The sequence below is a fragment of the Lysinibacillus sp. TE18511 genome (genome assembly GCF_054062295.1).
In genome coordinates this window covers 17,418-44,187 of record NZ_JBSSFD010000026.1, presented here as the reverse complement: position 1 = coordinate 44,187, position 26,770 = coordinate 17,418, and the positions used below count along the sequence as shown (strand labels likewise).

The following is a 26,770-nucleotide window of genomic DNA, read 5'->3' as shown; positions in this document are numbered from 1 at the left end:
AAAATGTATAATTATTTAAAGGGAGGTAATAAATACCGTATAAATTGTTTTGGTGTCGTTAGTTTCCAAATAAATTAAAAACTAGTATTCGCGATTAAACAAGTAGGAGATGTTCAATCTTCATAAGAATCTTCCGCTCTATGTATATTACCTCTACTTGACATTCTAAACTAGAAAACAATACTATTATACTTTTTTTCCAAAACAATCTATGCAGTATCTTCATTTTGCTTGTAGATAATTCTTTCAAAACAATCTAGGGGTGCGGAAGGAGATATGTTATGGAAAAGAACTCAAATCTATGGAAAATTGTATTTGTAGCTAGTTTTATAGGTTTAACAGTTGATGGTATGGATATCCAAATGTTGTCATTGGTGATGCCGAGCCTAATTGACGAATTCGTCTTAGATACCAAGGCTGCTGGTTGGATCAGTACGTTCTCTCTATTAGGGATGGCACTTGGTGGAATCTTAGGAGGTTGGTTATCTGACCGCTTTGGCCGCGTTAAAATGATGACCTATATGATGATATTATTCTCAGTTGGAACCGCTCTCTTAGCTTTTGTACAAACATATGAACAATTTATTATTGTTCGTTTCATATCAGCAATTGGTATGGGGGCTGAATATTCATTAGCCACAATGTTAATGGCTGAATATGTAAAAGTTAAAAATAGAGCAACTATTATGGGCGTATTAGGTTCTTCCTATTCATTAGGATATTTAGTCGCTGTTTTATTAGCGGGCGCGATTCTACCTGAATATGGTTGGAGACCATTATTCTTAATTTCAATCTTCCCGGTTGTTGTGGCGATCTATATTCGAGTAAAAGTACCCGAACCTACTGGCTGGAAATTGGCTAAAAAACAAGCTAAGACATCTAAAGTTAAGAAATCAAATGAATGGCTTGCGTTGTTTAGGGATAAGAAAGTTTTTACAATCTTTCTATTTTGGATAGTAACTTCTTCTCTATTGCAATTCGGATATTACGGAGTAGGTACATGGTTACCGACGTATATAGTTAAAGAATTAGGCTTTAATTTCAAAGAAATGACAGGATATTTAATTGGAACATATACAGCATCGATTCTTGGTAAAGCACTTGCTGGCTGGGTTGCCAATGTAATTGGTCGTCGTGGGGTTTTCGTGATTGCAGGATTATCTACAGCGGTCATGCTACCAGTCATATATTTTTATCAATCACCAGGAAACATCATTATTTTAATGACTGTTCTAGGTTTCGTATATGGAGCGCCGTATGGAGTAAATGCTACTTATTTAAGTGAAAGCTTCCCGACTCATATTAGAGGAACTGCTGTAGGTGCGGCTTATAATACGGGAAGAATAGGTGCAGCTTTAGCTCCTATCCTTATTGGAATTATCGCTACTACACAATCAATTGGATTTGGACTAGCTGTGTTAGGTATTTCTTATGCATTCATGGGGTTAATTCCTGCATTATTCATTAAAGAGAAAATGTACGATACTTTTGAAAACGATTCAAAAGGAGAAATGTTAGAAAAAGAGGGGGAGGTAGGAAAAGAAGGGGTTCTAGCAGAAGAGGTTCTAGTCCAAAAATCTTAAAACAAGGGATAAATAGGCCGCAAAGCGTTTCTTTAAAAAGGCTTTGCGGTCTATTTATGTTTCTAAGCCTAGTGGCATAACAGTCGATAAGAATAAGGATTATCCGGTATCAATTGAACAGTTGAAAAATGAGCAAAGTAAGTATGAAGAACAAGAAGCATTCCAAAACGGGAAGGGGGCAAGGTTCTTCTTGGGCTTCTGCATATAGAAAGCATGGTATAAATGGAATCTCTCCAAAATCGAAAAGACGTCTCTTCATTGTCAATCAAACCAAGCGACTTATATGTATTGGCAAAAACGATTTGATAGAGAAAATCCTAATGAAGAAATTGAGCGTGTTATTAGTGAAATTTTTGAAGAGAACCATGGTAATTACGGTTATTGCAGAATAGATGATGAATTGCGTAACCATGGAATCGTTGTGAATCATAAAAAAATTCAGCGTATTTAGCGGAAACTTGGTCTACAAAGCGTGAAGTTTACTAGAAAATCACAAAGGCACTGTCGGAAGCGTGAGAAGAACCGTATTCACCGCAGTGTCTATAAATCCATCCCACATCAAAAATTGACAACGGATACCTCTGAATTCAAGTATTTCGTTACTGGAGAAGATGGAAAAGTAACAATTGAGAAGGCTTATTTAGACGCATTTCTAGATATGTTTAACGGTGAAATAATTCCCTATCATCTATCTGAACGACCAAACGCACAAGTAATTCATGATGCTCAACTAGAAGCAATTAAACGAACATCAGATTGCCCTTATCCTCGAACATTTCACTCAGATCAGGGATGGGCATATCAGATGAAACAATAAAGCAATTTGGATGTATTCCAGTCACCTATCGTGAAAGATTGGCTGCATAAAAGAAGAACCAGAATGGGGAAACCATTCTGGTTAAAGTCTAATTTTGGGGGTTCACTACATTTGAGTGACCTTTGGTGTGCCTTCCACCATCTTTAGAGGTATTACTTATTTTAAATTATCAATCGCGTATTGAGCTTCTTCTGGAGTAAATTTTTCTCCGTATTCTGAAACTAATTGGTCATAAATAGCTGCATCTGACATGCTCATAGTTTCTGCGTATGATTGTGCTTTTTTCAATGCATTTTCTTTCCAATCAAATACAATGTTATCTGTAGCATACTTAGCTGCTTCCGCAGGGAAGTTCTCTCCATATTCAGAAGTCAACTGGTCATAAATACCCGCCTTTGACATGTGCATTGTTTTCGCGTAGGCTTCTGCTTTTTTTAACGCCGATTTATATTCTCTTGGAACGCTTTCTTCTTTCGCCTTAGCTTCTGCTTTAGCTTTGGCTTCTGCATCAGCTTTCGCTTTCGCCTCAGTTTCTTCTTTTGCTTTCTGTTCTGCTAATGCTTTTTCCTCAGTTTCTTTAGTTTCACGTGCAGCCTTTTCTTCGGGTGTTTCTTCAACTTTCTCTTCAACTTTGGCTACAGTTTCTACTTTTTCTTTATCCTTGTTTGATGTTTCTATAGGATCAGTAGTAGCTCCAACACCTATAGCTGTAACAATTATAGCAGCAAAAGAAATACCGCTAAATTTCAGCATTTTTTTACCTTTCAATCCATCCTTCTTTACAAACGAAATAATAGACATAATAACAAAAACAGGTAAAGCCAACATGCTAACTAACAATAAAATCATAAATAAATTATCCATATATAAACTCTCCTCCTTCAATATAACTATATAGGAAATAATGGGTAAATGTACATATAAAAAATCAGAAAAATGTAATTAGTATCTGTTGAATTAGCAACTGCTAAATTCTTAATACGGATTAAAAGCCATTTTTTAGGTGTGTAACGAGCATCAACCAAATGACCCTCCGTTACACAAAAAAGTCACCAAAATCACGAAAAAGTCACATTCCCCACGAAAACCCATGAAATCGGGGAAAAGGCAAGTCTTTGTACATTCGTGAGAAACCTTGCTATAATAAGCTTTGCGAATACATATGAAAGAGGGTAATAGCATGAACGCTTACGATGAATATATGAAACAGGTAGTGAAGCCGATGCGTGAGGAGTTAGTGGAGGCTGGCTTTACGGAGCTGACAACGGCTGATGCGGTGAATGAATTTATGGCGGAGGCGAAGGGGACTTCGTTGGTTGTGATTAACTCGGTTTGTGGTTGTGCGGCTGGGTTGGCGCGTCCGGCAGCTCGTGAGGCTGTGGCGGCGGTGAAGCCGGATCATCTTGTGACGGTTTTTGCGGGCCAGGATCCTGAGGCGACTGTTGCGATGCGTGGCTTTTTTGAGGATGTACCACCAAGCTCACCGTCGATGGCGATTTTAAAGGATGGGGAATTGGCTTACTTCATTCCGCGCGAGCAAATTGAAGGATTCCCTGTAGAGCAGATTGTTACACATTTAACAGGTGTTTTAGAGCAAACATGCGAAAAGTAAAAACCATTGTTACGACAGCGGGCAGACCAGACGATTTATCGTTGGCGCTCGCTGCTTTTGCATGTCAACAATTAGATGCTTCGTTTGAACCAAGGAAAAAGCGTTCTGTTCGGAAGATTTCTCAGGAATCGCATGCGCATGTGATCGTTGCGGGGAAAAATCGTTTTGAATATTACGCTTTTTGCGCGAATGAGCCGTTTTTCTTTCACCCGAATTCAGCAGCTTTTCGCTTAAAGCGTGTAGCTCGTGGAGAAGCGGAGCCGTTTTTAGAAGCGGCACAGCTTGAAATAGGGGATTCGGTGCTTGATTGTACGCTGGGACTTGCTGCGGATGCTATGTTGGCGGCCTATACAGTTGGCGAAGCGGGTAGAGTTGTTGGGTTGGAAGCGAATCCTAATGTGGCATTTATTGTTAAGCAGGGGATGCAATCCTATGATACGACTGAGCTCCCGTTAACTGCATGTATGCGTCAAATTGAAGTGGTGCATGCTGAAGCAATTAGCTATTTGAAGACTTTACCAGACAATGCTTTTGATGTCGTGTATATGGATCCGATGTTTGAAGAGGTTATTGAAGAAGCGAATAATTTTGAGGCATTACGCTTAGCTGGGGAACATGTGACATTAACGGATGATTGGGTAAGTGAGGCGAAGCGAGTAGCGAGAAAACGGGTTGTGTTAAAGGCTCATTTTCGCTCAGAATGGTTTGCCAAATATCATTTTCAACAATTTGAAAGAACAACCGCGAAGTTCCATTATGGTGTTCTGAATGTGTAGAAATATTCTTAAGAGGCTTGTTCATTTTGGACTTGCCTCTATTTTTTATCAAAAATTTAACTTTGCGTTGTTACCGCTGCCGCTTCGCTTTCGCGCAGATAAAACCCTTTTGCATCGCTACGCTTTCGCACAAAAACATCTGTTGGCCTAAGCACAAAGCCGATTCCGGACGCAATTTTGCCGAGGTATAATTGAAAATATGGTAATATAAAACAGTAATGGGTTGTTATTTATTTGGAATGTTACTATTTCCTTAAAAAGAGGTAGTTTTACATTAAATACCTTCATGTTGTGCAGTAGGAGATTAATATACATATTTAGGTAAGGAAGTGATGCAATGATTTACTACGAAGAAAATAGCGGGTATGTATCGATTTGGGTTGGCCATTTTAAAAATGATGAACAGCTTGATCACTATCTTGCCACGGTGTACCAGCGTGAGGACGAGACAGATGAAGAGTTCTCCAAAAAGCTAGAGCAGCTTTTCTTACCGCAAAATCAACACCGCGCTTGTGAAGTTGAATTTAGAGAGCTTTATGATGAGTTTTACAATCAATTTGAATATGATTTTGGCTTAACCTTTGATGAGGATTTTTGTGAGGCCGTTTGTTATGAGTCATCTTCTATTAATCTTCATCAATTAATCAATGATGATTTCTCTTATTCCGAGCAATTTAAAGAAAGATTTATTTCAATGGTAGGAAATGAATTATCGACACCATACAATACGATTATTTTAATGTATGGTGTTGATTATGATGGGCAGATTTCAACTGTCAATCATGATACATGCCAGATTGATTTTATTGGTAAGATTGATTTCGATGATGAAAGGGGATAGCCATGAGAATTCTTTTTTGTAGTGATCCTTTAAACAGCAGATCTGTTGATGTTGATTATGAATTAGAAATGAATACAGCGAATTCGCTTGGGTTTAAGGTTGATTTCGTTCATCTCGAAGACTTATTAGATCTTAAAGTGCAGCAAGCATTACGTCTAATTGAGCCTTCGAATACGCTGGAAACGGTCATTTACCGTGGCTGGATGTTGAGTCCTGAACATTATGAAAAGTTATATCAAGGGTTGCTAAAGAAAAACTTGGAGCTTATTAATGACCCCGCGCAATATGTGGCTTGTCATTACTTTCCAAACTCCTATCCGATTATTAAAGATTACACGCCTAAAAGTATATGGCTTGAGATAGATGCTGTTCATCAAGATTACAATAGTATCTATGAGCGTGTTGCTGAATTCCATCAACAACCGATTCTCATTAAGGACTACGTGAAATCAAGAAAGCATGAGTGGGAAGACGCGTGCTTTATTCCTGATGCGTCTGATAAAAAACAGCTTGATTTTGTAGTCAAAAATTTTATTGAGAGACAAGGTCAGGATCTCAATGGTGGAATTGTCTTTCGTGAATTTATTTCATTAGAGAAGGTAGCTGAACACCCTAAGAGTGGTATGCCGCTGTCGAGAGAATATAGATTGATGTTTTTTAAGCGTCAGCTTTTACAAGTACTCGATTATTGGGAAGAGGTTACTTATGATTATGAGCAACCTAATTTGGACATTTTTATTCAGTTAGCTAGTCAGTTTAACAGTAACTTTTTCTCCATCGATATAGGAAAAACGGTTGATGGTCGATGGCTTATTATTGAGGTTGGAGATGGGCAAGTCTCAGGATTACCTGAAAATGCTGTTGATGTGGAAAAATTTTATAAGTCTTTGAAGGAGGATATGTATGAGCCAAGTATATGAAGAAATCGAGCTATTTTTGAAAAATCCATCTGCGGAAGAAGAAAGGTTTTGGGGTAGTGAAGTATTGGTGTGGGTGGATTGGAAAGATTTTGACGATTCTATTATTGAATATTTTAACGATTTCTTACCTGAAGAAGATCATCTAAAATTTGAACTCATTGAAAATGATAAGCCTAGGGGCGTTGATATTTTCTTGATGAAAGATGGGATGAAGAAAGCAATCCCATATGATGAAGAAAGAACCGATAGAGACACAACCTTGAAAGCTATTCAGGACTTTATGGCTCCAAATAATCAAATCCGTTGGTACATGGATTCGCTCGGCGGAGATACTTTAGCTTTTTGTCTGCTACCAACGGAAAAGTGGTTGCAGTTAGAGAAAGAATATGGGGCAGAAAAAGTTACCTATTATTTTGCACCTATTTCACAAGACTTAGTGATGTTTGAAATGGATATGGACGAAGTTTTTAATTTGATGGAAAAAAGAAAACAGTAGAGGTTATAGCGATATAAATGGGCGATAAAAAGTTACATCAGTAATCGATTGTGAGAACTTTATGGTCTGCGCAACATGGGTATGATATGAAACCTTCAAAATAAATACTAGGAAAAGTGAAATGAAAGCTTTACTTTTTAGATGTACTTTAGTATAATATATAAAGTGCTATTTTAGGTGGCATATTTCTGTAATCTGGCATTCTACTTTTTGTTTTTGAGGATACTTATTCACACTGGCGCATGCTTTGGGGCTGCAAGGACGCAAAAGAAGGTTGGGTTTGCGTTGCTTAAGTTAGAAGGCACACAGTGGAATTTTACCGCGGCGATGAAACATATACGTTTCAAGATAACATTCCCCAGATGATTGGGTTGAGACTTTACAATTTACAAAAATGTTACCTATTAAATACTAAAGGGGTGGCTTCGCAAAGGCGAGGCTGCCCCTTGTCTAATTTTTCGGGCAACGTTGGCTGAATTGACGGATAGAAAGACAGAAGCTATGGATAGGATTAGCGAAGCGAAGGATAGAAGGGCTGAAACGACGAATATAATCATCGAACAGACATAGATAATAGCTTTTAGTCAGTAGACAGATTTTGTCTACTATTTTGTATTTTATCAAAATTGATATAGTTCTTTATAACTATTTTGGCGGATGGATGTTCCAATTTATTAGAACATATGTAACAATAATTACTATACATTGAAACTTACCATTCATTTTTGAGTGAAAAATAGCAATAAGCACGTTAGGTTCATGGGCAAAATTTTTAAAAGGTGAAGATAAAAGTATACGGTAATGGAGGAATTGAACGTGAAGTGACGTGTATTGAAGTGATGGAAGTTCCTATGATGGAAAAGTGGAGGGGGATAGAAGCACCTTTACAACGCACTGAGATATAAATATATATTAAGAAGATTGAAAATTTAGACAAAAAGTACCGAATATTGCTGTTATGATAGTTAAGCCAATTACAGAGGAAATGATTGTGGAGGTGTTAATATGGCATTTAAGCAGACATTAACGATTTTAGATGTATTCGTTCAGCTAAAAGTGAATGGTGAAAAAGTGGTACAACTATTTGATGAATATGGAGAGGTAGAAGCCTCCTTTCAAACGGTACAAGGTGAGCAAGGGGCAACGGACTCTGTGAAAATTGTTACTGTTGAAGTAGCGAAGGAATTCGGAGGAGGTACAGCTAAGTTTTATGATGGAAATGAATGTAAGTATTTGCAGAAATTATATGGTTCAATGACACATCTTCAAACTTTAGGAGTTGCTGCGAATGAATAAAGTCGGGATACTAACAATCGGACAATCGCCTCGTTCAGACATTACCCCTACTTTTAAAGAATTCTTTCATGACAATATTGAAATTGTGGAAAGAGGAGCATTAGATTCTTTAAAAGAAGCGGAATTACTCAAAGTGATTGCGAGAAAAGAGAAGAATATCTCTGTTTCGCGCTTGCGTGATGGTAGATCGATTATCATCAGTAAAAGAGAATTACTGCCGTTATTACAGCATGAATTATCAAAGTTAGAGCGAGAGGTTGATATGGTCATCATACTATGTACAGATGATTTTCCGACGTTAACATGTGAAAAGCCCATTTTTTATCCTGGTCGAATAGTTACACAAGTTATTGCTGCAATGGCCGATCAGCCGAAGATCGGTTTAATTGTTCCGCTAGAAGAACAGAGGAGAATTACTTTAAATAAGTGGAAAGGTGTCTCGAATAATATTACTGTTGCTGTAGCCTCGCCTTATGATTATGCCAACTTTAAAGCAGCCGCTCAATACCTTAAAGATTACCAGGTTGATTTAATTATTTTAAATAGTATGGGCTACAATGAAGAACATAAGCAGCTAGTTAGAAAAGAAAGTGGTATTTTCACAATTTTGCCACGTACTTTAATGGCGAGAATTATGCTTGAATATTTATAAATATGAAATACTTCCTTATTAAAGGGGGTCGTTTCAGACTGTAGGAAATGTCACGCAACTTTACCTACAGTCTTTTTTATTGACACTAAATTAGTGGGATAAGTTGGTTGGTTTTTATTACCGTTTACTCCAATTATAAAATACGCCATAATAAAGAAGGAATTTTAATAAAATTTTGACAAAGGCGAGGCTGACAATGGGAAATAAAAGCTCTATATCAATGAATGTTTTTGATCTATTAATGAATGTAGCTCAAGAAAATGATGAACACGTAGATGAACTAGTCGCACGATATATACAAGAGAGATTCATCTATCGGTTATCATTGTCTTCGTATCAGGATCAATTTTGGGTGGGAGGAGATATATTATTAATTGCTTTGACAAATGGTTTCATAAAGCAGCCACAAGAAATATCTTTAATAGCAAAACCTATCGCACAAAAAATCAGCGTGATGAAGCATGCCTTTCAGGAGATTTGTGGAATGGATCTACTGGAGGATGGCGTTGTATTTTTAGGAAGTGAAATAGAAATATCTTTAAAAAAAGATATGATTCATTTGAAGATACCTGCTACTTTGTCACACATCACTACATACATAATAGTAACGATTCGTTTTACAGAAATTATTCCGTTGGCACCGAAAACAATTGTTTTTCCACCATTACTCGACATGGCTTCACCAGTGCTTGTAACAGCGTCACCTGAGTTTGCCTTGGCACAAAAGTTTGTGGAAATGTATCAATATCCAACACTAGAAACGACGATAAAAGCATTTTATGATGTTTTTGCGTTGTTAAAAACGCAGAAAATAGAAGGGCGTGTATTACAACAATGCATTCTAGAAATGTTTGATTGTCAGCAACTAATTTTGGAAAGAAATCATCCGCTTTTCATGAAGCAATTGGCAGATCAGACAGTAGCATTTGTGGATATCATAAAGCAGGTGCAACGATTCTTTAGACCGGTCTATGAAGTATTGTTGAATGAAGATGAATTTTTCAAACAGTGGGATTGTGAATATCAGATATGGCAATAAAGAAAAGTCCGCGAGCTCTGATGTTCGCGGATTTTCTTTGTAAAATAAATGATATTAGTTCGTGTAACATTAAACAAAAAATTAAATAAAGAGAGACATTTCATGAAAAATGTTAGTCTTTTTTGTTTATACACCTATAATTCCTTTCAGACTATTTCTTGCTGGATGCTTGTCACATGCTTTCCTTACTGCTCTGTTCTATTTATAAAAAAGCAATGTCCACCAAATGTATTCTAGGACATTGCCAAATCGGCTAGTACAACCTGTGAATTATTTATTGAATCGCACAAGTCGCTCAATCGGAAGACGAGAAGAGCCATAAGCTGGTCCAGCTGCCTCGCCAATCGCTAGTAATAAAACAGGCACTTCGTTCGGTGGTAACTCCATATATTCAGCAAATTTTGATTTGTCGAAGCCACCCATTGCGACTGTATCATAGCCCATTTCCTTCGCTAATAGCATAATTTGCATTGAAATTAAACCTGCGTCAAAGTGAACGATATTTAGTAGTACCTCTTTTGGAACCGCACCATACATAGCTAGTGAGTCCTGTGCAAGCTTACTTGCAATTTCTTCAGGCATATAGCCTAGCTCAACATTTTTTGCATGAATTTCCTCTGCATTTAAATACATTTCTGTATCTCCAATGACAGCGATAATGGCAGATGCTGTTTCGATTTGTTCTTGATTAAATGAAAAAATGTTAATGTTCTTTTGAATTTCTTTATCATCGATGACGATAAAGCGCCATGGCTGTAGATTACTTGAAGATGGTGCTGAAGTTGCATCTTGTAACAGTTGCATGATCGTTTCACGAGAAATCGTTGTGTTTGCATTGTATTTACGAACCGATTTACGCTCGTGCATAATTTGTTTTACTGGTGTAGTTGTTGTCATATTATTTCCCTCTTTTACTATATATTATTTAAACCGCTTTAATTGTTACGTTGATATTGCCCATTGTCGCTTTTGAATATGGACAAACAGTATGTGTAACCTCTAATAATTGCTGTGCTTCTTCAATCGATAAGCCTTCAATATGTCCTTCAATGTCAACAGCAAGCATGTAGTCAAATGCAGCTTGCTCCATTAGTTTAACCGTTGCTTTAATTGTTGATGCCCCTTGAATTTTCTTTTGACGTTTTATTAAATCTAGCGCGCTATTAAAGCAAGCGCTGTAACCTGCTGCAAATAGTTGTTCTGGGTTTGTAACATCCGCTAATTTTGAGCCAGGTGGTGCAATATTTAATGATAACGATTGATCCTCTGCATATGATTTACCATTACGGCCACCGTCATTAATCATTGTTGTTGTATATAATTCTTTCATTGATAAAAACTCCCTTTCTGCGGCACCAATCAATTAGATTGTACACAATTTAATTTTGCAAAATTGATTGTACACAATTTAATTGTGTTTGACAAGTAGAAATTTTATTTTTAATATTAAAAGTATCAAAAGTACTTTAAGAGGGGATTCCTATGCCGAATCATTTAGATAATCAACTATGCTTTCTTTTGTATGCGACTTCAAAGGAAATCATTCGACAATATACGATGTTATTAAAGCCATACGATTTAACTTATACAGGTTATATCGCCATACTAGCTCTAGAGGACGAAGAGCAAATTACGGTAAAGGAATTGGGGCAACGTTTATTTTTAGACTCTGGTACATTAACACCAGTATTAAAAAAGTTAGAGGTAAAAGGCTACGTCCGTCGTGAGCGTTCCAAGGAAGACGAGCGACAAATGCAAATCTATTTAACAAAAGCAGGGATTGAAGTACGCCAAAAGCTACCTGAAGTATCACGTCAAGTAATGAAGCAAACGAATATTACAGAGCAGCAGTATAAGCAGCTGAAAATCGTCCTTCAAGATATCTTACAAAAGGATTGTCCAATTAAGGATTAAAAGCGAGGAAAATAAGCTAAACATTTATGCAAATGAATCTATTGCGATTTACAAAAAGGAGGCTAGGACATAAGTACATATTAAAAGCAAAATTCAAAAAAATTACATCAGAAAAGCGAGAGAAATCAACGTTTTTACCATTGATTTCTCTCGCCTTTTTAGATTTTGTCCAGTTTTGTCTCAACCTCATATTAGGATAAGCCCTAGTGAGATAAATGTGCTTAATTGGAGGTTAATTAACGAAAATCACACCACTTTTTTCTTCTGCAGTTAGTCAGCTTTTAAACGATAAAAAGACCGTCAAATTGACGATCTTCGTTATTAAATAAATCTACCCAATAGCATTACATTGCAATTTTGTCACGGTACAAAACAAATGTAACTACGTTTAATAATATAGTAACGCTGACAAGTATTGCTGAAACAAAAGCCATAGTACCCATTGTATCCATCAGAGAAGCAAAATCTTCATTTTTCACCAATATATAGCTATAAAACATTTGTAAACAAATTGCGATTGCGCACGCGCTAAAACTAATTATAGAAAATGCGACCCAGTTCTTGCTCTTTTGTTTTTTATATCCTAAAAGATTAACAAATGAGGAAATCAAAGCTACTAATCCAAGTATTATGCTAAATAAATTAATCATAATAATACTCCCTCCTCATATCTTCAAACGAAAAATAGTTAAATAAGTTACCTACTAATTACTTAACATTTGTTCATAATTATTGTAAATAAACTTGTGAGGGAGAGTTTAAGGAGTTGACAATTTTGCTACACCCAAACCCTCTTGGCATTGTCGTGGTTAAAAAAGGATCCCCAATTCATATGCGAATGGGGACTCTTTATTGTTGTTTAATTACATGTTATAACACTAGTCGCTTTTTTGCTAGGTTCTATATTCCAAGGAATTTTACCTGTATATGGCGGAATAGGTCTAGCGTGACAATTAAATTGCTTTTCTAGGGATGTTTCATTTTTCCAGTCGTAATAGTGAGAAAAGTTTTCCTTTATTTCTGCGAATGCTTTTTCTTTTGTCCAACCTTTGGCAGATTTATTTGGATATATAGAGATTGATTTTACGCCATCTCTCTCTATCCAATGTGCTTTAGTAATATATGTAGCCCCACCTGGGTCAATTCTGAAAGGTGTCACTGCAGGTAGTGAGTCTAATATTATATTTTCTTTTATTTGTAGTTCGGAATCAATTGTGACCCTTTCAAAAGTATCGTCCTCACTAAATTCATTCGTATATAGAGGGACCCCAAAAGTAAACTCAATTCCAGAAGGCAGTGTTTCTTGTCCCGAGTTAAATTGAGTACTTTGTAATATTTCATCTTTTTCTTCATCAGTCATAGATTCATATAACTTTTCATCTTCTAACGTCAATACTTCTAAAGCCTCTTCAAAGCTTGGTAATGCATCCTCAGCATTATTAGAACTTGCAGTTACATTAATACTTGGAAAAACAAATGATAATATTAAAATAAATCTTAAAGAAAACAAATACATTTTCTTATTCAATTTTAAATACCTCATTTTTTACTTTTTCCTGGATATATTAATAACCTATCATTAGACATAATAATTTCAAAATCAATTTTTGTTGATAATTGAACAAAAATTGATAATAGTTAGAAAATTAACTAAATTCAAAGATGTTATAAATATCTTCAAACCATACTAAAAAATTTGCCCGCTAACTATTGTAAATGACGCTGAAATAGCTGTAATAGTCCCTTCACGTGGAACTGTGAAGGCTGGGATAAAGAATCCAGCTAAGTTTTTTGTATTGCCTATAATAACTACAACATTTATAGCGGTACTAAATCCTATAAGACTAGCTGTTTTAACATCGACTATTTCATTAATTATGGATTGTGTATTGCCAGAGGAGAATGGAATAATTGAGCCATCAGCAGGGGTAGAAGTGTTTAAACAGTTGGCATCAGCAGCCGAAAATGTTTCGAATTTATCGCATTTTTTAGATGTTGACGAGTCATTATTACATCCAAAATTATTCATAGACTTTTTCCCCTTTTTGTATTTATCCTATGTGGTTAAGAGTAGGGGACAAATGCTAAAACCTCATTTATTGATAATTATCAAACAACGTGGTGGTCGTACACAAATAAATAGCAGGCCAAATATAGAGAATGCTGGAAGGGTAGATAGGGGAGTAGTAGATGTGGAAGAACAAAACAAATAACAATGTGTGACATTTTAGCTTTCAGAATGTCTAAATTTCTTGAAGACAATTTACAAGAAAAAAAAAAGGTTGAAGTAAATTAGCCTCAACCTTTCTTACACACGCATGTATGTACATACGCTTTGCCGTATTTTATTAGCCCCATTTAGACCGAAGTTACCCTTAACAGAGCCCCAACAAGCCTTAATTTGAAGCATTATTTTACATCAAATAAAATTCAGAAATAATAGCAAAACCTTGATAACACGGCATTATTCAAACGAATTGATTTCACTTTGCATGTTGACTAAATTAGTCCGTGAAGCATAAAGATGATAAATAACCTAACATTAATAAAAGACCAATACCCATTGCGATTTCCATGCTTGTACCTCCTTTTAAAAAACGACACATTTTTCCCACAAAAACTGGGAGTGAATGCTGAGTGAGTTTTCACTTTATACATAAATATTGTACAATGAAATATGGAAATATGAAACCTTTTATTGACTTGTGCGTATATATTAGTAGTAGAGTTACCAATTTGTACATAAAGAGAAGGTGTTAATTAATGAAAAAGTGGGTTAAAAAGAGTATCGTCATCATGGTTGCGTTTTTAACATTAGGATTAATTACGCCAACACATGAAATATGGGATGCATTCGATCAAAATGCTTCAAATCGTTCTTCAATTGATTCTTCACCAGGGACAAGCACTGCCGTTGCAGCTGAACCAAATTCTGCGATAGAAGAAAAGACCGAGATACATCAGGAACCGGTTGACTACGGATCTTTGCTTGTTGATGCCGCTAAAGAGCAATCCTACATAAAGTTCGGCACAAAAATTGGCCCGAAAATTAGCAATGAATTTGACGCCATAATCTTCCCTAAAATGGAAGAAGCAATTGCCATGACAGTAGCGAGCTTAGACGATGCATCATTAGCATCCTTATCAATTTCAGAAAAGCCAAGTGGGAATTATGGCGAAAAAATTTTTAATATTACTAGCAATGAAACAGGCAAGGATTTAATTCGCTTCCATGTCCGTACAGAAAAAAGACCGCAGGAAGGCTATTATTACAACTTCCACTATCACAGTGCAGAGGACAGTTTTATGGCACACAACAATTTAGGGGATATTTATTGGGAGAAGAATACACCTCCGAAGTGGTTATCCTAAAAGTTACGAAACACTCGTTTAAAAATACGAGTGTTTTTTTGCGCGTAAATATTGAGATATCAACGTCTATTTTGATTTGCTGAGTTATTATATTTACACATGATCTGGGTGGAGGAGGAAGAGAAGGAACAGGTGCCCCAAAAAGTACCCCAAATTCATCATTTTTCGATTTCTGTAGATTTTTCAAATGAACTCAAATTGATCATTTCATCCATAAGTTTAGAGGCGTGTACAATAAAGGCGCATGGGAATGGGCTATTAAAGAAGGCATCATGAAAGGTGATGGAAAAGATACAAATCCTGCAGGAGCTCTAACGCGTCAACAAACGGCAACGATGCTTAAACGCTATCATGATAAGTATATTAAGTAATCGTCAAAACCAGCAAAGCTAAAAAAATTTAGCCAAGCTGGCCATTTTTTATTGCACAACGCCAAACGAAATACCTTGTAAGTTTAATTGTATTCAAAACCCCCTTCAAAGTGTAAATGGTGTTTTGATTTTAATAATTTTATATTGAATTTCGATAAGCATTTAATGTTGAATTGTACTTAGAGTTTGATAAAAATTTTTGGAGGTTGTATTTCCCCCATGGTCCTAATTTAGTAGTACTAGAGCCTAATAAACCATCCCTAGCAGCACTTTTAAGTGTTTCAATCTGTTTACTAGAGAGTTTAGATGTTTTACTTTCTTCGATAATTTTATTAACATTGTTTATTCTTTCTTGACTCTTAGAAGTACGGTTAATTTCGTTACTGTTTTGTTGAGTGAGCCCATATTGTTTATAGGATCTACGTGACATTAAATATTGAATAGTTGTTGAATTTCTTGAAGTAATCATAAAAGTTTTCCACCTTTCTAGTTAATTGAATTTTTAGTATTTACCATACTTATTATAATATCGACCAGTATTTTAAATAAATTAGTCTTTGTGAATATTTTTCCATTAAATATAATTATAGAGATTACTATTTTGAAGCGGGGAACCTATTTTAAGTTTCTACTCATCAAGTCCTTAAGTGTCCTATATGGAAGAAAAATAGAGAATGACATTTCAAAAACAACATCGATTTTGATGTTGTTTTTTAATTTTTACAGAGCAACTAGCATGGGGAGATTACAAAACAAACAAATGTTGGATGTTATGTTTATGAGATTTGGCTAATTGGGATGAAATAATTACCAGCTACGTCTTTTTTAATTTCAATCTACACGCATCTTCAGCTGCAGTCATCTCCTCAAACTGACGATTAGAAGTACGCAATTGCTCTCGATCGAGCAGTTGCGCATGTCCTTCCCATGCGAATTGGAATGTATTCTACTTCATTCAAGGTATGCTCATATATCGTTTCAGTTTTACCATCGTCCTATGCGCTCTCATTTTCTGAATTCCCATACTTAAAACTTAAGTGGGAATAAATAATAAAAAATATCAGGCGTGTTGATTAGGGAAAAATAGGTTTATTATTAAGCGATAAAAGGATTTTTTTTTGCTATTTTTGCTAATATATTCACATTTTTAACTGATTGTAGCGTAGGGCTACTCGACTCCCGCGGGAAAGCGAGACAGACGAGACCCTGCACGGAGCGAAGCGGAGGAAGCGGCTCGACACTCGCCCGCAGGAAAGCGAGTAGCACGTAGCGGAAATCAGAGCCTTCAAATTAATCAGGATGGATAAAAATGGTTAATCAACATGCCTGAAAAAATATATTTTTATGAAACTATTTTTAAACTCATAACGTTATAAATAACTGGGTATATAAACCATTTATACGTATAGTTGGATCTCCAACGAAAGTTGTGAATGACATTTGTTAAATTATATGCCATGTATATAGGTTGATTGGAGTGGAGACTGGGCGACTCCTTGGGGATTAGCGTCACAGATGAGACCCTGCAGCGAAGCGGATGTTATCTGTGCGAAAGCGTAGTGCTAACGTAGCGGCAGCAACAAAAGCGGCTCATCGGACGCCCCCAGGAAGCTTTGCTCTGTGCGAAAGCGAAGCGACAGCAACAAAGCGCCCAGTCGGAACGGAAATCAACCACACACTATGGAGATGAGCCGAATGATGGAGGAAAAAGAAATATGACAGTTAGTTATTGGACAGGACAAAATCTTACACTACGAGCGATACAACCTGAAGATATCGTTGTATTTGAATTATTAGATGATGAAATTCTACGCAATATGGATTCCATACATTTTCCTCGCTCTGCGGATCAAATGAGTGAGTGGGTGGAGGAACAATTATCTGAAGAAGATGATGAATTCCGCTTTATTGCAGTAGATAAAGACAATAATATTGTTGGTATGATTGAAACTTTTGATTGTGATTTGAAAAATGGTATTTTTGATTATTATTTAGCTGTATTTGAGCCGTACAGAGGTAAAGGGTATGCAAAAGAAATGATTCTTATGGTTCTTCGCTTTTTCTTTTCAGAGCGTGCATATCAAAAAGTCAATACAACGGTTTACTCTTTCAATGAGCCATCCATGCGCTTGCATGAGAAATTAGGTTTCGTGAAAGAGGGGCAACTAAGAAATATCCTTTTCACAAAAGGAACTTATCATGATGGTATTTGCTATGGGATGCTAAAACAAGAGTTTGAACAGAATCATGGAATTCTGTAAAAAGTAAAAATCAACAATTTAACAGTACCATTGGAATTGTTATTGTTGATATTCCTTTCCTTTGAGGAGATTGACTTAGGAATGTGCTACAGGAGCATCATATGATAAGCGTGGCTCAAACAGCTAGGAGTTTCCTCGTTCGTTTTGACGGTTACGTGAGTAGATAGATCTGAATGGGCTATTTGTCGATGAAAGAAGATCCTCGATTGCTCCTTTTATTGGCGGTAAAACAGCTTTGGTTCGCGGATATTCTTGGCTGTTTCATCACTAGCCATCCGACGCCCCCGGGAAAGCGCTCAGTCGGAACGGAAATCAATCAAACATTGTGAGCCGAATTTCTAACAATACTAACAAAAATAATAAATAACTATATTAACCAAACGATCATTATGATATACTATTTTTGTTTTACATATTTGGGAATAATTTAAAGTTTAGGGAGGTAGCATCTTAGGGTGTGGAAGGCATGAAAAAATTATTTGGAAAATTAAATAAAATCGATACATTTTCACCGTATTTCTTTTTACCGTTTATTTTATTACTCTATTTCTTTACGAGTATGTTTGATTGGCATAAGTTTGAGCAGTACAATATACATGTATCTATTTGGCCAGCTGTTATTTTAGCGGTTATTTGTTATTACATAGGTGTGTATGTTATAGACAAGCTGAATTGGACGATCCCTTCATTTGGTCTATCGTTTTTAAGCAAATATGTGATTCATTTTATTGTGTTTCTGACGTTACTTGGTTTAGGTGCCTTCATACTGATGACTTTTGAAGGCGGCTTTGGAATTTCGGATGAGTCAAATCGACGAAATCTTGATCCAAAGCTAAACTTCTTTAGTCAATTACTATGGTTTGGCGTTTTATTGCTACTATCTTATAAAATGATTTTGGAAGAGAATATGACATGGAAAAAAGCATTCGTCTATGGTTCTATCTTTGCAGGAGTCATCTTTTTATTTTTGTTAATGGCCTATCGAACACCATTAATTATTATGCTATTTACAGGAATCATCATTTTCCACTATGTAGTGAAACGAGTTAAATTAACGTGGTTTTTAACAACGCTGTTAGTTATTGGTGTAGCTTTCTCTATGTTTAGTTTTATTCGTGTGTTAACGGAGGATAGGTCATTAGAATTCAATGACCGGAGTCAACCTGATGTAGAACTGACGGAAGACGAGAGAGAGAACCTGTTAACGGCTGAACAAAAGGTAAACCAAACGCCGTTATGGGTACGTGCACTAAATGAGGAGAGTGTAACAGGTCATATCGTGTTAAGTACAATTATTGAGTATACACAGGAAAACGGGTATTTAAATGGAGAAATCCATAAAGGTATCTTTAGTACGTTATTACCTGGTGAGCAAACTTCACCTCGTACGGAGGTAACGGAGGTTGTCAATTCCGTTAGTTTGGAGAAGGGCAAGATTATTACACGTGAAAATCGTACAACGACACCAACCTTTATCGGTCAATTGTTTTTAGATGGCGGCTATTTATTAGTGGCAATTGGCTTCTTTTTATACGGAGCTTTAATTTCACTTATTTACAATAAAGTGAAGCAGGAAGGCATTCGTAGTTTCCATACTGTCGCATATGCCTTCACTATTACGGTATTTACGGTGTCTATGCATACCGGTCTACTAGATTTAATTATTATACTAATGCTTGGTTTCGTCATTATTGCATCGTCTATTATTAATATGGAAAATAAAACAGCTTCGGTAGTCTTGAAAAAGACGGCTTTGGCTAACAATATGAATTCTTGAGTCATTGTAAGTAAATTTGAAAAGTGGATATCAAAAAGCCTTCCCCGTCATGGGAGAAGGCTTATTTTTATTGAGTAATGCGCTCGAAAAACGCTTTTGTTTTTTCAATATCCGTAACATGCTGATTGCACTGTTGGCTATCTGCGCAAATGTAATTACTGTAATTCGTGAACGTTCCAACGACTTGCCCTTTTACGGAAGTAGTAAATAGACCTACTTCGGAATGGTGGTTGCATATTGCACATATTCCTTTAATTGTATCGTTAGAGAAAATGCCCTTAATTGCTTTTAGCTGTTCATCTTGTTCAATTACGACATATTTTCGATGTGTTCCAGGATCATCCCAAGCTAAATAACATGTCTGTTGAAAATTCATGTCTTCAAGCTTCGGTAGCTTCAGCTTTTTTTCCTTTTTAAATAGGCTTTTCAGTGTGCTGGCAGTCAGTGCTTTGAATGGGATGACATATGGTTTTAATTGCTCTAAATACGCTTCACCTTGTGCACGATCTGTAACATCAAAAAGCTGTTCGATTAGCTGAGCATCCACAGCGGACAAAGCTAATTTTGCAGTAATTTCGCTTTCAACAATACCATGTACGGCAAGGATGACGTCTTTATCTTTTGTCGTTGCAAGTGTTTGTATGATTTTATTCATTTGCTGTTCAAGTAAATTAAAGTTTGCGACCGTTAGAAACGGCTGAATTGTTTGATTTTCCATTTGAAATCACTCCTGTATATTAGGCTTTTAATAAAGGTTTGTGGCCTAAAGAGATCCTTCAATTTATGTTAACTTTTCTAGACCTCTTTGACCTGTAAAGAGTTTAGTCTAGAGCAAGCATTACAAAAGAATGCGTCCATTTCGATTCCTCCTTGAAAAGAAAACTACTATTATAATAGCATCTTTTGGGAAATTGATAAATGAAAAAGGTGTAGTAGTTTGCATTTTTTTGTAAAGTTGGATATACAATAAATTGGTAAATTTGGTACAATGGTAGTATTGGTTTGAAAGGGGGAATTTTTTATGAAACAGGTTATGTATGATAAAAGTTTAGTTGTTTGGAGCGGGATGAAAATTTAAGGAAACAACAGGAGGAACTATATGCTAAATCAACAAGGATTTAATTTATGGGCTGACGGTTATGATAAAACGGTTCAGCTTAGTGAGGAGAGTAATCAATACCCATTTGCAGGTTACAAGGCCGTATTAAATACGATTTTTAACGAGGTCATGTATAGTCCAAAATCAACTGTACTGGACATTGGCTTTGGGACAGGGGTATTAACAGCGAAGCTTTATGATAATGGCCATATGATTAATGGGTTCGATTTCTCTTCGAAAATGATCGAAATTGCGAAGGGAAAAATGCCGGATGCTAACTTAATGGAATGGGATTTATCAAAAGGCTTGCCACCAGCGCTAATGGATCAAACATATGATGCCATTATTAGCACCTATGCGCTGCATCATTTTACAGATGACATGAAAGTACAATACATCACAGCATTATTGCAGCAATTAACACCAACAGGAAAAATTTTTATTGGCGATATCGCTTTTGAAACAAAAGAGCAGTTGGAAAAATGTCGTAAAGACAGTATTAGCTATTGGGATGATGATGAGTTTTACTTTATCTATGAGGAAATTAGCCCTTTATTAAAAGGACTATGCCAACTAGAGTTCCACCCAATTTCGCATTGTGGTGGGGTTTTTGTTATTTCGAATTGTTAGTTTCTCGATAAATCACAAAAAAGTTTCGATAAATCATATAAAACTCTCGATAAATTAACAATATTAGTCGATAAATTCACGAGTTTTCTCGATAAACGAAGTAGAAGGGGCTGCCAGTCGACAGCCCCTTCTCTTTATGCAAACATCGACATAATATACTTACCTGATAACATAAAAACGGCATAAACTGCGAGAGCGCTAATTACGGAAATACTTGGTTTAAACCAGTTTGTTAATAAAAATGCAAGAACCGTGAAAAGTAACATACCTACAGCCCCGAACACAGTATTTTGTAAAACGCTATGGAAAGTATCTTCCTTCATATTTTTCATCTGCATGCCCATATTGATTAGTGTTAGGATAGGCAATGCCGTAATGATGCCTGATAAAAACAAATATTTTGATTGGCTTAACAGTAATGCTAATACCATGATAGAGCCGCCCACTATAAAATATAGAATATATAACATATGAAACCCTCGATCTTGTGTTCAGAATAGTATAATAATACTGTGCGAAATAACTACTTACAAGTCCCTGTTTTGCGTATTTAGCAAGAAGATAAGAAAGATAGGTTTTTATCAAAAATAACGAGAATATTTTGATATAATAGGACATGTCTTTTTTCTGCTATTAAAAAACTATCTGAAAATATAAACTTTATCAAATCTCTTTTTATATATCGTGTTATACGATATAATCGAATCGAACGATATATTGAAGGAGTAAATTTGATGATTACAGACATAAATAACTATTTTACATCAATTTTTTATCATCTACATACCGCACATGAAGATGTGATTTCGCATCAAAGCGTTCGTATTTTACAGATGATTCAGAAGGAAGAGGAAGTAACAGTTCGCGATATCGCAGGGTTACTGAATATTTCTCAAAATACTGCCTCTGAGCACGTAAAAAAGCTGGAGCGTAACGGCTGGGTGAAAAAAGAGCGAGACGTCGATGATCAACGCAAAGTAAATCTGCATTTAACAGCGGAAGGGCTTCAGATTGTCAAGAAAAACACAGAATTAGATGATGACAAACTACAACATGCATTAAATCAATTATCAGAACAACAACAACAAACGATTTTACAGGCATTTCGTCTATTAAGCGAGGTGTCTAAATAATGTATACACTTGTGAAAATTCTCTGCTCAGCAGCTATAATCGGTATTGTAACAGAGGTTGCGAGAAGATTTCCTTCCTATGGTGGCATGATCGCAGCACTACCTCTTGTTAGTATTTTAAGTATCATTTGGCTAACAGTGCAAAGTGAGTCGAGTGAGCATATTCAGCGATTTACTTATGGTGTAATCGTTGGACTACCAGCAACTATGTTCATGCTATTTGTAATATATATGGCGATGAAATCATCGATCCATATTGTTTTTGCCATTGGACTAGGAATCGTTTCGTGGGCGGTATTTCTTGGGGTTCAAAAAGCCATTGCTGGTATTTTTAATATTTCTATTTAGTTAGGAGAATAATAGATGACAGTAATTTCTATTCAACAGTTACCTCAAACGGATGTGTTGCAGTTTTTTACAGAGCATTGGGGAAGTACAGAAATGGTTATTTCTAGCGGAGTTTATGACTGTAGCAAATTACATGGTTTTGCCTATGTAGATAAACAAAATACTATTTTAGGTCTTATAACGTATATTATTCGTCAAAAAGAATGTGAAATTATTTCTCTTGACAGTATTGTAGAAGGAAGAGGGATTGGTTCATTGCTTGTACAAGCTGTTGAACAAAATGCATCCGAACAAAACTGTACAATGATTACCCTCATTACGACCAATGATAATTTACACGCGTTGGGATTTTATCAAAAACGTGGCTATCACTTAGTCGAAATATTACAGAATGCTGTAGAAAAAGCACGAGCATATAAACCTGAAATTCCATTAATCGGCAATGACGGGATTCCAATACGTGATGAAATACGACTAGAAAAGCAATCTGGCTCTTAATGAGTCAGATTGTTTTTATCTTCATTCAGCGGATCTTTTCTGTGCGAAAGCGAAGCGACAGCAACAAATGTTTTCAGTAGCGAAAGCGAAGCGTCAGCTACAAGTATTTTATGTAGCGAAAGCAAAGCGACAGCTACAAATGTTTTCTATGCGAAAGCAAAGCGTCAGCTACAATTACGCCAAGGCGAAATTGATATTCTAGGTATCATCAGCTGCCATTTCTCGCTATACTTGATGGAGAGCTTGAAAGTGAGGAATTTAAATGAAAAAAATACTATTTGTTTTATTATTTAGCGTTCTTATGGTGGGAGCGGGCTTCATCATTTATTTAAAAAGCAATCCACCACTTGTCATGAACAGCTATACGAATCCTACTGATGATTCAACTATTAGAATTGTTGAAATCGAGAATAAAGGACTACATGAGATTCAGCTTCAGCAAATACTCGTCAATGATAAATTGCCTGAAAATGTCGAGCTTGTCGTCAGTAAGTCTGAAGCGTTTGAAGCGGAAACGAAACTGGAAAATAACCCGAATATTACATATCATAAGTTAAGACAAATTAACATTTTTCCTAGTAAATACATAGATCGCGAAGCCGTTGGAAAGCAGCCTCAGCATTATGCTGTAAAGGTTGAGGCACCAAATATTAAGACCATAACGATTAAGTACAATTATTTAAAATTGCCATTTACTCTTACAGCAGAGTTACAAACTAAAAAATAAAGTGAAACGATAATCAGTGGGGTTCTTTTCCCAACAGATTATTAGTTTTCACCAATTGGGCTTTTACGGGGAGTTAATGCCGGAAAAAGATTTAAGTGTCTAATGCACTATATGCTAGTTTTTTGTCTTATCATTTATGCCCGTGTCATTTCATAAGATTGTTTGGTGAAAAAATACTGTTCCTCCTAAAACATGATAATCTAATAGTAACAGTAATGCAGTGTTAGGAGGGACCCGATGGAATTTGTCGTCATCATTGGTATAGTACTTGTTATCTGTATATTCACTGTGATTTTAGTGGTTATTCGGAAGCTTCCGAAGGGTGATGTTATGCTGACAGTAACATCTACATATGAAGGAAAAAATGAATTAGATCAAGCAATAATGAAGATATACTTTACGTTTTCAATTGGCAAACTGGCGCATCGTAAAAAAGACATAATAGGCAGTATTGATTGGTCAGAAGGATGGATGCCCGTTTGCTATAATTTAAAGGAAAATGGAGCCTATCACGAGAAACGTTTACTCACAGCTACAAATGAAAAAAACTATACAACCTTTGAAATAAACTCTCCAAATGCAATAGATCATCTTGGTCGGGGTGAGGGGTATGTTGTAATAGTACTTGAGGGCTCTATTTCTACAGATAAATCTAGAGCAGGTGTGATTCTTGCGGTAACCGCTAATATGGTGACGTATCAGCTGTCTGATTCAACAAGTTGGCATAATGACTTTGCTGTTCAGCATTAAATACTGACGAAAGCTATTCATTGGGAGAAAAGTCCTGATGAATAGCTTTTCTATTTGACAGGAAAATAAAGGAACCTATTAAAGTGGATTTCGTAGAATATAAAAAGGAAGGGGTGTCTATATTGTATTCATTACTATACTATAAGGAAAAACCTTGGGAGATTGACAATGAGGAGGAACTTACTCAATATGCCCAAAAGCTTCAAAAGCACATCGCTATCTTAACCTATGGTAATAATCTAGATGAAGAAGCCTTTGATGAGCTGATTGCAAACTATTTAACAGAGGAAAGTAGCGAAGATCCAACTAAATTTAATATAAGATATGATACATATGATGCTAATGTGGGTAGTCCCCATAGGAATAATTGGCTTTCGGGTATTCGGATGGATGATGAGCAGTTTTTAGCGTTTGAAGCGGCTATCCAACGTTTAGATGGGACGCATGTCAGAATTAACCATAGGAGTAGAGGCCATTATGAAGTGGGAATTGATGGAAAACTATATTCCACAAGGGTTTATCGTACTAGAGATTGCTCGAAGGTTTATCGAGAGCCCGTAGAGGGGAGATACTTACTTTTTATCGACGAGGAGTCCGAAGATAATGAGTTGTTAAGAAGTAAGATGCATACGATACCAGAAAAATTGCAATCGCTCTCCTTATCAGTGACAATTCCTTATGAAGAGTGGGAAGTATATGTACGAGATTGGATCAAACGATTACTCAATTTCATACAAGAGTGACAGCCAATCAACAACAAAAAAAGAAGGTAAAAAACTTTGGATATTTTGACAGATAAATTAATAATGATTGGTTTGTTTATTCTCATCATTCATTCAATAGAAACACTTGCGTATGCAGTTCGATTATCAGGTGCACGTGTAAAATTATTAGCCTCTGCACTATCCTTGTTCAATGTCATGGTCATGGTTTCAAGGCTTGCAAATATGATGCAGCAACCTTTTACTGGAAGTTTGACTGACACAGCACCAAAGGAAAACACACTAGCATTTGTGGAGCAGCAGTTTCGCGTACTTATTGGCGCCGCTTCACTAGGTACATTGGTAGGCATTCTTCTATTGCCGACATTTGTAGCAATTTTTTCAAGGGCTATAATCCATTTGTCTGAGGAAAGAGGCTCCATCCCAGCGTTATTCAAAAAAAGCTTTAGTATCGAGTATATCAAACGGGGAATAAAACATATTCATATGCCAAGTTTTTCATACTTAAAGGGCATTAGTTGGCGTGATATACCTATTAAATTATTTGTCGTTAATGTTGCCATTACGGCCATCTATACAATTGGTGTTCTATCTGCACTTTACGCCTCTTTATTAGTTCCTGAAAGATCGACAACTGCTGTGATGTCGTCAGGGCTTATTAATGGTGTAGCAACGATGTTATTGATTATCTTTATTGACCCTAAAATTTCCATTCTAGCTGATGATGTTATCAATCAAAGAGGCAGCTACTTAAGTCTTAAACGAGCTTCTGTGATGATGATGGGTTCAAGGTTGCTAGGCACATTCGTGGCGCAGCTGTTATTTATACCGGGAGCAAAATATATTGCTTGGTTTACACAATTTATGACATAGGAGGATTCACATAACTCAAGAATCTTATGACCGTTCAACAGATAATTATGATAACCAGCTGTTTACTATTGGTGAACAAATATGTGTTAAGACGCATGCCATGTATAGAGGTTGATTGGAGCGGAGACTGGGCGACTCCTTGGGGATAGCGTCACAGATGAAGACCCTGCAGCGCAAGCGAAGTGCCCCAGGCGGAACGGAAATCAACCACACATTATGGTGATCAGCCATAAAATTTCAACTATTGACAAGTATTGGTGTATT

Annotated in this window: 36 protein-coding genes and 1 pseudogene; 29 read left to right on the top strand and 8 right to left on the bottom strand. The window is 36.2% G+C overall.

Annotated features, from left to right (window positions below; all coding sequences use genetic code 11):
• The first annotated feature begins 281 nt into the window (after positions 1-281).
• The 4 genes and pseudogenes from ACVWXS_RS17400 (at position 282) to ACVWXS_RS17385 (ending at position 2,400) form a co-directional block, all read left to right on the top strand.
• The gene (locus ACVWXS_RS17400) at positions 282-1,583 is read left to right on the top strand and encodes an MFS transporter (protein ID WP_456959358.1); all 1,302 of its coding nucleotides are present in this window, start codon (positions 282-284) and stop codon (positions 1,581-1,583) included.
• A gap of 16 nt (positions 1,584-1,599) precedes the next feature.
• Positions 1,600-1,719: pseudogene (locus ACVWXS_RS17395) on the top strand (IS6 family transposase); the annotation flags it as partial.
• 147 nt (positions 1,720-1,866) lie between these two features.
• On the top strand, positions 1,867-2,034 hold the full coding sequence (locus tag ACVWXS_RS17390) for an IS3 family transposase (RefSeq protein WP_456959356.1): 168 nt from the start codon (positions 1,867-1,869) through the stop codon (positions 2,032-2,034).
• A gap of 21 nt (positions 2,035-2,055) precedes the next feature.
• Complete coding sequence (locus ACVWXS_RS17385; RefSeq protein ID WP_456959354.1) at positions 2,056-2,400, top strand: DDE-type integrase/transposase/recombinase; 345 nt, start codon at positions 2,056-2,058, stop codon at positions 2,398-2,400.
• Between the two features lie 156 nt (positions 2,401-2,556).
• On the opposite strand, the gene ACVWXS_RS17380 is transcribed toward ACVWXS_RS17385, so the two are convergent.
• Positions 2,557-3,264: an Ltp family lipoprotein gene (locus ACVWXS_RS17380; RefSeq protein WP_456959353.1), complete on the bottom strand. Its 708-nt coding sequence runs from the start codon at positions 3,262-3,264 to the stop codon at positions 2,557-2,559.
• Positions 3,265-3,580: 316 nt separating this feature from the next.
• Here ACVWXS_RS17380 and ACVWXS_RS17375 point away from each other — a divergent pair, with 316 nt between their 5' ends.
• The 9 genes from ACVWXS_RS17375 (at position 3,581) to ACVWXS_RS17335 (ending at position 10,032) form a co-directional block, all read left to right on the top strand.
• Positions 3,581-4,012, top strand: a complete 432-nt coding sequence (locus ACVWXS_RS17375; RefSeq protein ID WP_375200788.1) for a BrxA/BrxB family bacilliredoxin — start codon at positions 3,581-3,583, stop codon at positions 4,010-4,012.
• Positions 4,000-4,788, top strand: coding sequence for a class I SAM-dependent methyltransferase (locus ACVWXS_RS17370; protein ID WP_456959351.1), 789 nt, complete (start codon positions 4,000-4,002; stop codon positions 4,786-4,788). Before ACVWXS_RS17375 ends, ACVWXS_RS17370 begins: the two co-directional genes overlap by 13 nt.
• Before the next feature lie 337 nt (positions 4,789-5,125).
• Positions 5,126-5,629 carry an immunity 22 family protein gene (locus tag ACVWXS_RS17365; protein ID WP_456959350.1) on the top strand — a complete coding sequence of 168 codons (504 nt, stop codon included), beginning with the start codon at positions 5,126-5,128 and terminating at the stop codon, positions 5,627-5,629.
• A 2-nt stretch (positions 5,630-5,631) separates the two neighbouring features.
• Positions 5,632-6,549 (top strand): ATP-grasp domain-containing protein, encoded by a 918-nt coding sequence (locus ACVWXS_RS17360; RefSeq protein ID WP_456959348.1) that lies wholly within the window; start codon positions 5,632-5,634, stop codon positions 6,547-6,549.
• Positions 6,533-7,045, top strand: coding sequence for a hypothetical protein (locus tag ACVWXS_RS17355; protein WP_456959347.1), 513 nt, complete (start codon positions 6,533-6,535; stop codon positions 7,043-7,045). Before ACVWXS_RS17360 ends, ACVWXS_RS17355 begins: the two co-directional genes overlap by 17 nt.
• Before the next feature lie 779 nt (positions 7,046-7,824).
• On the top strand, positions 7,825-7,950 hold the full coding sequence (locus ACVWXS_RS17350) for a hypothetical protein (RefSeq protein WP_456959346.1): 126 nt from the start codon (positions 7,825-7,827) through the stop codon (positions 7,948-7,950).
• Positions 7,951-8,050: 100 nt separating this feature from the next.
• A complete protein-coding gene (locus ACVWXS_RS17345) occupies positions 8,051-8,341 on the top strand; it encodes a DUF1177 family protein (protein ID WP_456959345.1) in 291 nt (96 codons plus the stop codon).
• Positions 8,334-8,993 carry an AroM family protein gene (locus tag ACVWXS_RS17340; protein ID WP_456959344.1) on the top strand — a complete coding sequence of 220 codons (660 nt, stop codon included), beginning with the start codon at positions 8,334-8,336 and terminating at the stop codon, positions 8,991-8,993. The genes ACVWXS_RS17345 and ACVWXS_RS17340 overlap by 8 nt, the downstream gene beginning before the upstream one ends.
• A 196-nt stretch (positions 8,994-9,189) precedes the next feature.
• The gene (locus ACVWXS_RS17335; protein ID WP_456959343.1) at positions 9,190-10,032 is read left to right on the top strand and encodes a nucleotidyl transferase AbiEii/AbiGii toxin family protein; all 843 of its coding nucleotides are present in this window, start codon (positions 9,190-9,192) and stop codon (positions 10,030-10,032) included.
• Positions 10,033-10,302: 270 nt separating this feature from the next.
• Here ACVWXS_RS17335 and ACVWXS_RS17330 read toward each other — a convergent pair whose 3' ends face one another.
• Together ACVWXS_RS17330 and ACVWXS_RS17325 are read right to left on the bottom strand one after the other, a co-directional pair.
• A complete protein-coding gene (locus ACVWXS_RS17330; protein WP_456959342.1) occupies positions 10,303-10,929 on the bottom strand; it encodes a nitroreductase family protein in 627 nt (208 codons plus the stop codon).
• 28 nt (positions 10,930-10,957) lie between these two features.
• Positions 10,958-11,362 (bottom strand): Ohr family peroxiredoxin, encoded by a 405-nt coding sequence (locus tag ACVWXS_RS17325; protein ID WP_456959340.1) that lies wholly within the window; start codon positions 11,360-11,362, stop codon positions 10,958-10,960.
• Positions 11,363-11,514: 152 nt separating this feature from the next.
• Between ACVWXS_RS17325 and ACVWXS_RS17320 the strand changes: the two genes are divergently transcribed.
• Entirely contained in the window at positions 11,515-11,946 is a 432-nt protein-coding gene (locus ACVWXS_RS17320) for a MarR family winged helix-turn-helix transcriptional regulator (protein ID WP_456959338.1), read from the top strand.
• Between the two features lie 344 nt (positions 11,947-12,290).
• On the opposite strand, the gene ACVWXS_RS17315 is transcribed toward ACVWXS_RS17320, so the two are convergent.
• Positions 12,291-12,596 carry a hypothetical protein gene (locus ACVWXS_RS17315; RefSeq protein ID WP_456959336.1) on the bottom strand — a complete coding sequence of 102 codons (306 nt, stop codon included), beginning with the start codon at positions 12,594-12,596 and terminating at the stop codon, positions 12,291-12,293.
• 209 nt (positions 12,597-12,805) lie between these two features.
• The gene (locus tag ACVWXS_RS17310; protein ID WP_456959334.1) at positions 12,806-13,474 is read right to left on the bottom strand and encodes a DUF2599 domain-containing protein; all 669 of its coding nucleotides are present in this window, start codon (positions 13,472-13,474) and stop codon (positions 12,806-12,808) included.
• A gap of 229 nt (positions 13,475-13,703) precedes the next feature.
• On the opposite strand from ACVWXS_RS17310, the gene ACVWXS_RS17305 reads away from it, so the two are divergent.
• The 3 genes from ACVWXS_RS17305 (at position 13,704) to ACVWXS_RS17295 (ending at position 15,689) form a co-directional block, all read left to right on the top strand.
• A complete protein-coding gene (locus tag ACVWXS_RS17305) occupies positions 13,704-14,159 on the top strand; it encodes a hypothetical protein (RefSeq protein ID WP_456959333.1) in 456 nt (151 codons plus the stop codon).
• A gap of 550 nt (positions 14,160-14,709) precedes the next feature.
• A complete protein-coding gene (locus tag ACVWXS_RS17300) occupies positions 14,710-15,318 on the top strand; it encodes a YpjP family protein (protein WP_456959332.1) in 609 nt (202 codons plus the stop codon).
• Positions 15,319-15,545: 227 nt separating this feature from the next.
• A complete protein-coding gene (locus ACVWXS_RS17295; protein WP_456959330.1) occupies positions 15,546-15,689 on the top strand; it encodes a hypothetical protein in 144 nt (47 codons plus the stop codon).
• Between the two features lie 139 nt (positions 15,690-15,828).
• On the opposite strand, the gene ACVWXS_RS17290 is transcribed toward ACVWXS_RS17295, so the two are convergent.
• Positions 15,829-16,158 carry a hypothetical protein gene (locus ACVWXS_RS17290; RefSeq protein WP_456959329.1) on the bottom strand — a complete coding sequence of 110 codons (330 nt, stop codon included), beginning with the start codon at positions 16,156-16,158 and terminating at the stop codon, positions 15,829-15,831.
• Between the two features lie 1,077 nt (positions 16,159-17,235).
• Here ACVWXS_RS17290 and ACVWXS_RS17285 point away from each other — a divergent pair.
• The 3 genes from ACVWXS_RS17285 to ACVWXS_RS17275 all read left to right on the top strand — a co-directional run bounded on the left by ACVWXS_RS17285 (position 17,236) and on the right by ACVWXS_RS17275 (position 19,727).
• On the top strand, positions 17,236-17,379 hold the full coding sequence (locus ACVWXS_RS17285; RefSeq protein ID WP_456959327.1) for a hypothetical protein: 144 nt from the start codon (positions 17,236-17,238) through the stop codon (positions 17,377-17,379).
• A 25-nt stretch (positions 17,380-17,404) separates the two neighbouring features.
• Entirely contained in the window at positions 17,405-17,950 is a 546-nt protein-coding gene (locus tag ACVWXS_RS17280) for a GNAT family N-acetyltransferase (RefSeq protein ID WP_456959389.1), read from the top strand.
• A gap of 466 nt (positions 17,951-18,416) precedes the next feature.
• Positions 18,417-19,727: an oligosaccharide repeat unit polymerase gene (locus tag ACVWXS_RS17275; RefSeq protein ID WP_456959325.1), complete on the top strand. Its 1,311-nt coding sequence runs from the start codon at positions 18,417-18,419 to the stop codon at positions 19,725-19,727.
• A 67-nt stretch (positions 19,728-19,794) separates the two neighbouring features.
• On the opposite strand, the gene ACVWXS_RS17270 is transcribed toward ACVWXS_RS17275, so the two are convergent.
• Positions 19,795-20,445: a FusB/FusC family EF-G-binding protein gene (locus ACVWXS_RS17270; protein ID WP_456959323.1), complete on the bottom strand. Its 651-nt coding sequence runs from the start codon at positions 20,443-20,445 to the stop codon at positions 19,795-19,797.
• Positions 20,446-20,826: 381 nt separating this feature from the next.
• Here ACVWXS_RS17270 and ACVWXS_RS17265 point away from each other — a divergent pair, with 381 nt between their 5' ends.
• Positions 20,827-21,456, top strand: a complete 630-nt coding sequence (locus ACVWXS_RS17265) for a class I SAM-dependent methyltransferase (RefSeq protein WP_456959321.1) — start codon at positions 20,827-20,829, stop codon at positions 21,454-21,456.
• 134 nt (positions 21,457-21,590) lie between these two features.
• On the opposite strand, the gene ACVWXS_RS17260 is transcribed toward ACVWXS_RS17265, so the two are convergent.
• Positions 21,591-21,926, bottom strand: a complete 336-nt coding sequence (locus tag ACVWXS_RS17260) for a DUF3147 family protein (protein WP_402987471.1) — start codon at positions 21,924-21,926, stop codon at positions 21,591-21,593.
• Positions 21,927-22,190: 264 nt separating this feature from the next.
• On the opposite strand from ACVWXS_RS17260, the gene ACVWXS_RS17255 reads away from it, so the two are divergent.
• The 8 genes from ACVWXS_RS17255 to ACVWXS_RS17220 all read left to right on the top strand — a co-directional run bounded on the left by ACVWXS_RS17255 (position 22,191) and on the right by ACVWXS_RS17220 (position 26,506).
• Positions 22,191-22,589, top strand: a complete 399-nt coding sequence (locus tag ACVWXS_RS17255; protein ID WP_456959319.1) for a MarR family winged helix-turn-helix transcriptional regulator — start codon at positions 22,191-22,193, stop codon at positions 22,587-22,589.
• Positions 22,589-22,936, top strand: a complete 348-nt coding sequence (locus tag ACVWXS_RS17250) for a DUF3147 family protein (RefSeq protein WP_068984106.1) — start codon at positions 22,589-22,591, stop codon at positions 22,934-22,936. Before ACVWXS_RS17255 ends, ACVWXS_RS17250 begins: the two co-directional genes overlap by 1 nt.
• A gap of 15 nt (positions 22,937-22,951) precedes the next feature.
• Entirely contained in the window at positions 22,952-23,434 is a 483-nt protein-coding gene (locus tag ACVWXS_RS17245) for a GNAT family N-acetyltransferase (RefSeq protein ID WP_456959317.1), read from the top strand.
• 9 nt (positions 23,435-23,443) lie between these two features.
• Positions 23,444-23,728, top strand: coding sequence for a hypothetical protein (locus ACVWXS_RS17240; protein ID WP_456959315.1), 285 nt, complete (start codon positions 23,444-23,446; stop codon positions 23,726-23,728).
• Positions 23,697-24,161, top strand: a complete 465-nt coding sequence (locus ACVWXS_RS17235) for a hypothetical protein (protein WP_456959313.1) — start codon at positions 23,697-23,699, stop codon at positions 24,159-24,161. Before ACVWXS_RS17240 ends, ACVWXS_RS17235 begins: the two co-directional genes overlap by 32 nt.
• 237 nt (positions 24,162-24,398) lie before the next feature.
• Positions 24,399-24,911 carry a hypothetical protein gene (locus tag ACVWXS_RS17230; protein ID WP_402987457.1) on the top strand — a complete coding sequence of 171 codons (513 nt, stop codon included), beginning with the start codon at positions 24,399-24,401 and terminating at the stop codon, positions 24,909-24,911.
• Between the two features lie 122 nt (positions 24,912-25,033).
• The gene (locus ACVWXS_RS17225; protein ID WP_456959311.1) at positions 25,034-25,654 is read left to right on the top strand and encodes a hypothetical protein; all 621 of its coding nucleotides are present in this window, start codon (positions 25,034-25,036) and stop codon (positions 25,652-25,654) included.
• Positions 25,655-25,717: 63 nt separating this feature from the next.
• The gene (locus ACVWXS_RS17220; RefSeq protein ID WP_456959388.1) at positions 25,718-26,506 is read left to right on the top strand and encodes a lipid II flippase Amj family protein; all 789 of its coding nucleotides are present in this window, start codon (positions 25,718-25,720) and stop codon (positions 26,504-26,506) included.
• The last annotated feature ends 264 nt before the right edge of the window (positions 26,507-26,770 follow it).

What these genes read in the sequence shown, in the direction of transcription:
- ACVWXS_RS17400 (WP_456959358.1), top strand. Translation starts at nt 282, where the DNA reads ATGGAAAAGAACTCAAATCTATGGAAAATTGTATTTGTAGCTAGTTTT.
- ACVWXS_RS17390 (WP_456959356.1), top strand. Translation starts at nt 1,867, where the DNA reads ATGTATTGGCAAAAACGATTTGATAGAGAAAATCCTAATGAAGAAATT.
- ACVWXS_RS17380 (WP_456959353.1), bottom strand. Translation starts at nt 3,264, where the DNA reads ATGGATAATTTATTTATGATTTTATTGTTAGTTAGCATGTTGGCTTTA.
- ACVWXS_RS17375 (WP_375200788.1), top strand. Translation starts at nt 3,581, where the DNA reads ATGAACGCTTACGATGAATATATGAAACAGGTAGTGAAGCCGATGCGT.
- ACVWXS_RS17370 (WP_456959351.1), top strand. Translation starts at nt 4,000, where the DNA reads ATGCGAAAAGTAAAAACCATTGTTACGACAGCGGGCAGACCAGACGAT.
- ACVWXS_RS17365 (WP_456959350.1), top strand. Translation starts at nt 5,126, where the DNA reads ATGATTTACTACGAAGAAAATAGCGGGTATGTATCGATTTGGGTTGGC.
- ACVWXS_RS17360 (WP_456959348.1), top strand. Translation starts at nt 5,632, where the DNA reads ATGAGAATTCTTTTTTGTAGTGATCCTTTAAACAGCAGATCTGTTGAT.
- ACVWXS_RS17355 (WP_456959347.1), top strand. Translation starts at nt 6,533, where the DNA reads ATGAGCCAAGTATATGAAGAAATCGAGCTATTTTTGAAAAATCCATCT.
- ACVWXS_RS17345 (WP_456959345.1), top strand. Translation starts at nt 8,051, where the DNA reads ATGGCATTTAAGCAGACATTAACGATTTTAGATGTATTCGTTCAGCTA.
- ACVWXS_RS17340 (WP_456959344.1), top strand. Translation starts at nt 8,334, where the DNA reads ATGAATAAAGTCGGGATACTAACAATCGGACAATCGCCTCGTTCAGAC.
- ACVWXS_RS17335 (WP_456959343.1), top strand. Translation starts at nt 9,190, where the DNA reads ATGGGAAATAAAAGCTCTATATCAATGAATGTTTTTGATCTATTAATG.
- ACVWXS_RS17330 (WP_456959342.1), bottom strand. Translation starts at nt 10,929, where the DNA reads ATGACAACAACTACACCAGTAAAACAAATTATGCACGAGCGTAAATCG.
- ACVWXS_RS17325 (WP_456959340.1), bottom strand. Translation starts at nt 11,362, where the DNA reads ATGAAAGAATTATATACAACAACAATGATTAATGACGGTGGCCGTAAT.
- ACVWXS_RS17320 (WP_456959338.1), top strand. Translation starts at nt 11,515, where the DNA reads ATGCCGAATCATTTAGATAATCAACTATGCTTTCTTTTGTATGCGACT.
- ACVWXS_RS17315 (WP_456959336.1), bottom strand. Translation starts at nt 12,596, where the DNA reads ATGATTAATTTATTTAGCATAATACTTGGATTAGTAGCTTTGATTTCC.
- ACVWXS_RS17300 (WP_456959332.1), top strand. Translation starts at nt 14,710, where the DNA reads ATGAAAAAGTGGGTTAAAAAGAGTATCGTCATCATGGTTGCGTTTTTA.
- ACVWXS_RS17290 (WP_456959329.1), bottom strand. Translation starts at nt 16,158, where the DNA reads ATGATTACTTCAAGAAATTCAACAACTATTCAATATTTAATGTCACGT.
- ACVWXS_RS17280 (WP_456959389.1), top strand. Translation starts at nt 17,405, where the DNA reads ATGACAGTTAGTTATTGGACAGGACAAAATCTTACACTACGAGCGATA.
- ACVWXS_RS17275 (WP_456959325.1), top strand. Translation starts at nt 18,417, where the DNA reads ATGAAAAAATTATTTGGAAAATTAAATAAAATCGATACATTTTCACCG.
- ACVWXS_RS17270 (WP_456959323.1), bottom strand. Translation starts at nt 20,445, where the DNA reads ATGGAAAATCAAACAATTCAGCCGTTTCTAACGGTCGCAAACTTTAAT.
- ACVWXS_RS17265 (WP_456959321.1), top strand. Translation starts at nt 20,827, where the DNA reads ATGCTAAATCAACAAGGATTTAATTTATGGGCTGACGGTTATGATAAA.
- ACVWXS_RS17260 (WP_402987471.1), bottom strand. Translation starts at nt 21,926, where the DNA reads ATGTTATATATTCTATATTTTATAGTGGGCGGCTCTATCATGGTATTA.
- ACVWXS_RS17255 (WP_456959319.1), top strand. Translation starts at nt 22,191, where the DNA reads ATGATTACAGACATAAATAACTATTTTACATCAATTTTTTATCATCTA.
- ACVWXS_RS17250 (WP_068984106.1), top strand. Translation starts at nt 22,589, where the DNA reads ATGTATACACTTGTGAAAATTCTCTGCTCAGCAGCTATAATCGGTATT.
- ACVWXS_RS17245 (WP_456959317.1), top strand. Translation starts at nt 22,952, where the DNA reads ATGACAGTAATTTCTATTCAACAGTTACCTCAAACGGATGTGTTGCAG.
- ACVWXS_RS17235 (WP_456959313.1), top strand. Translation starts at nt 23,697, where the DNA reads ATGAAAAAAATACTATTTGTTTTATTATTTAGCGTTCTTATGGTGGGA.
- ACVWXS_RS17230 (WP_402987457.1), top strand. Translation starts at nt 24,399, where the DNA reads ATGGAATTTGTCGTCATCATTGGTATAGTACTTGTTATCTGTATATTC.
- ACVWXS_RS17220 (WP_456959388.1), top strand. Translation starts at nt 25,718, where the DNA reads ATGATTGGTTTGTTTATTCTCATCATTCATTCAATAGAAACACTTGCG.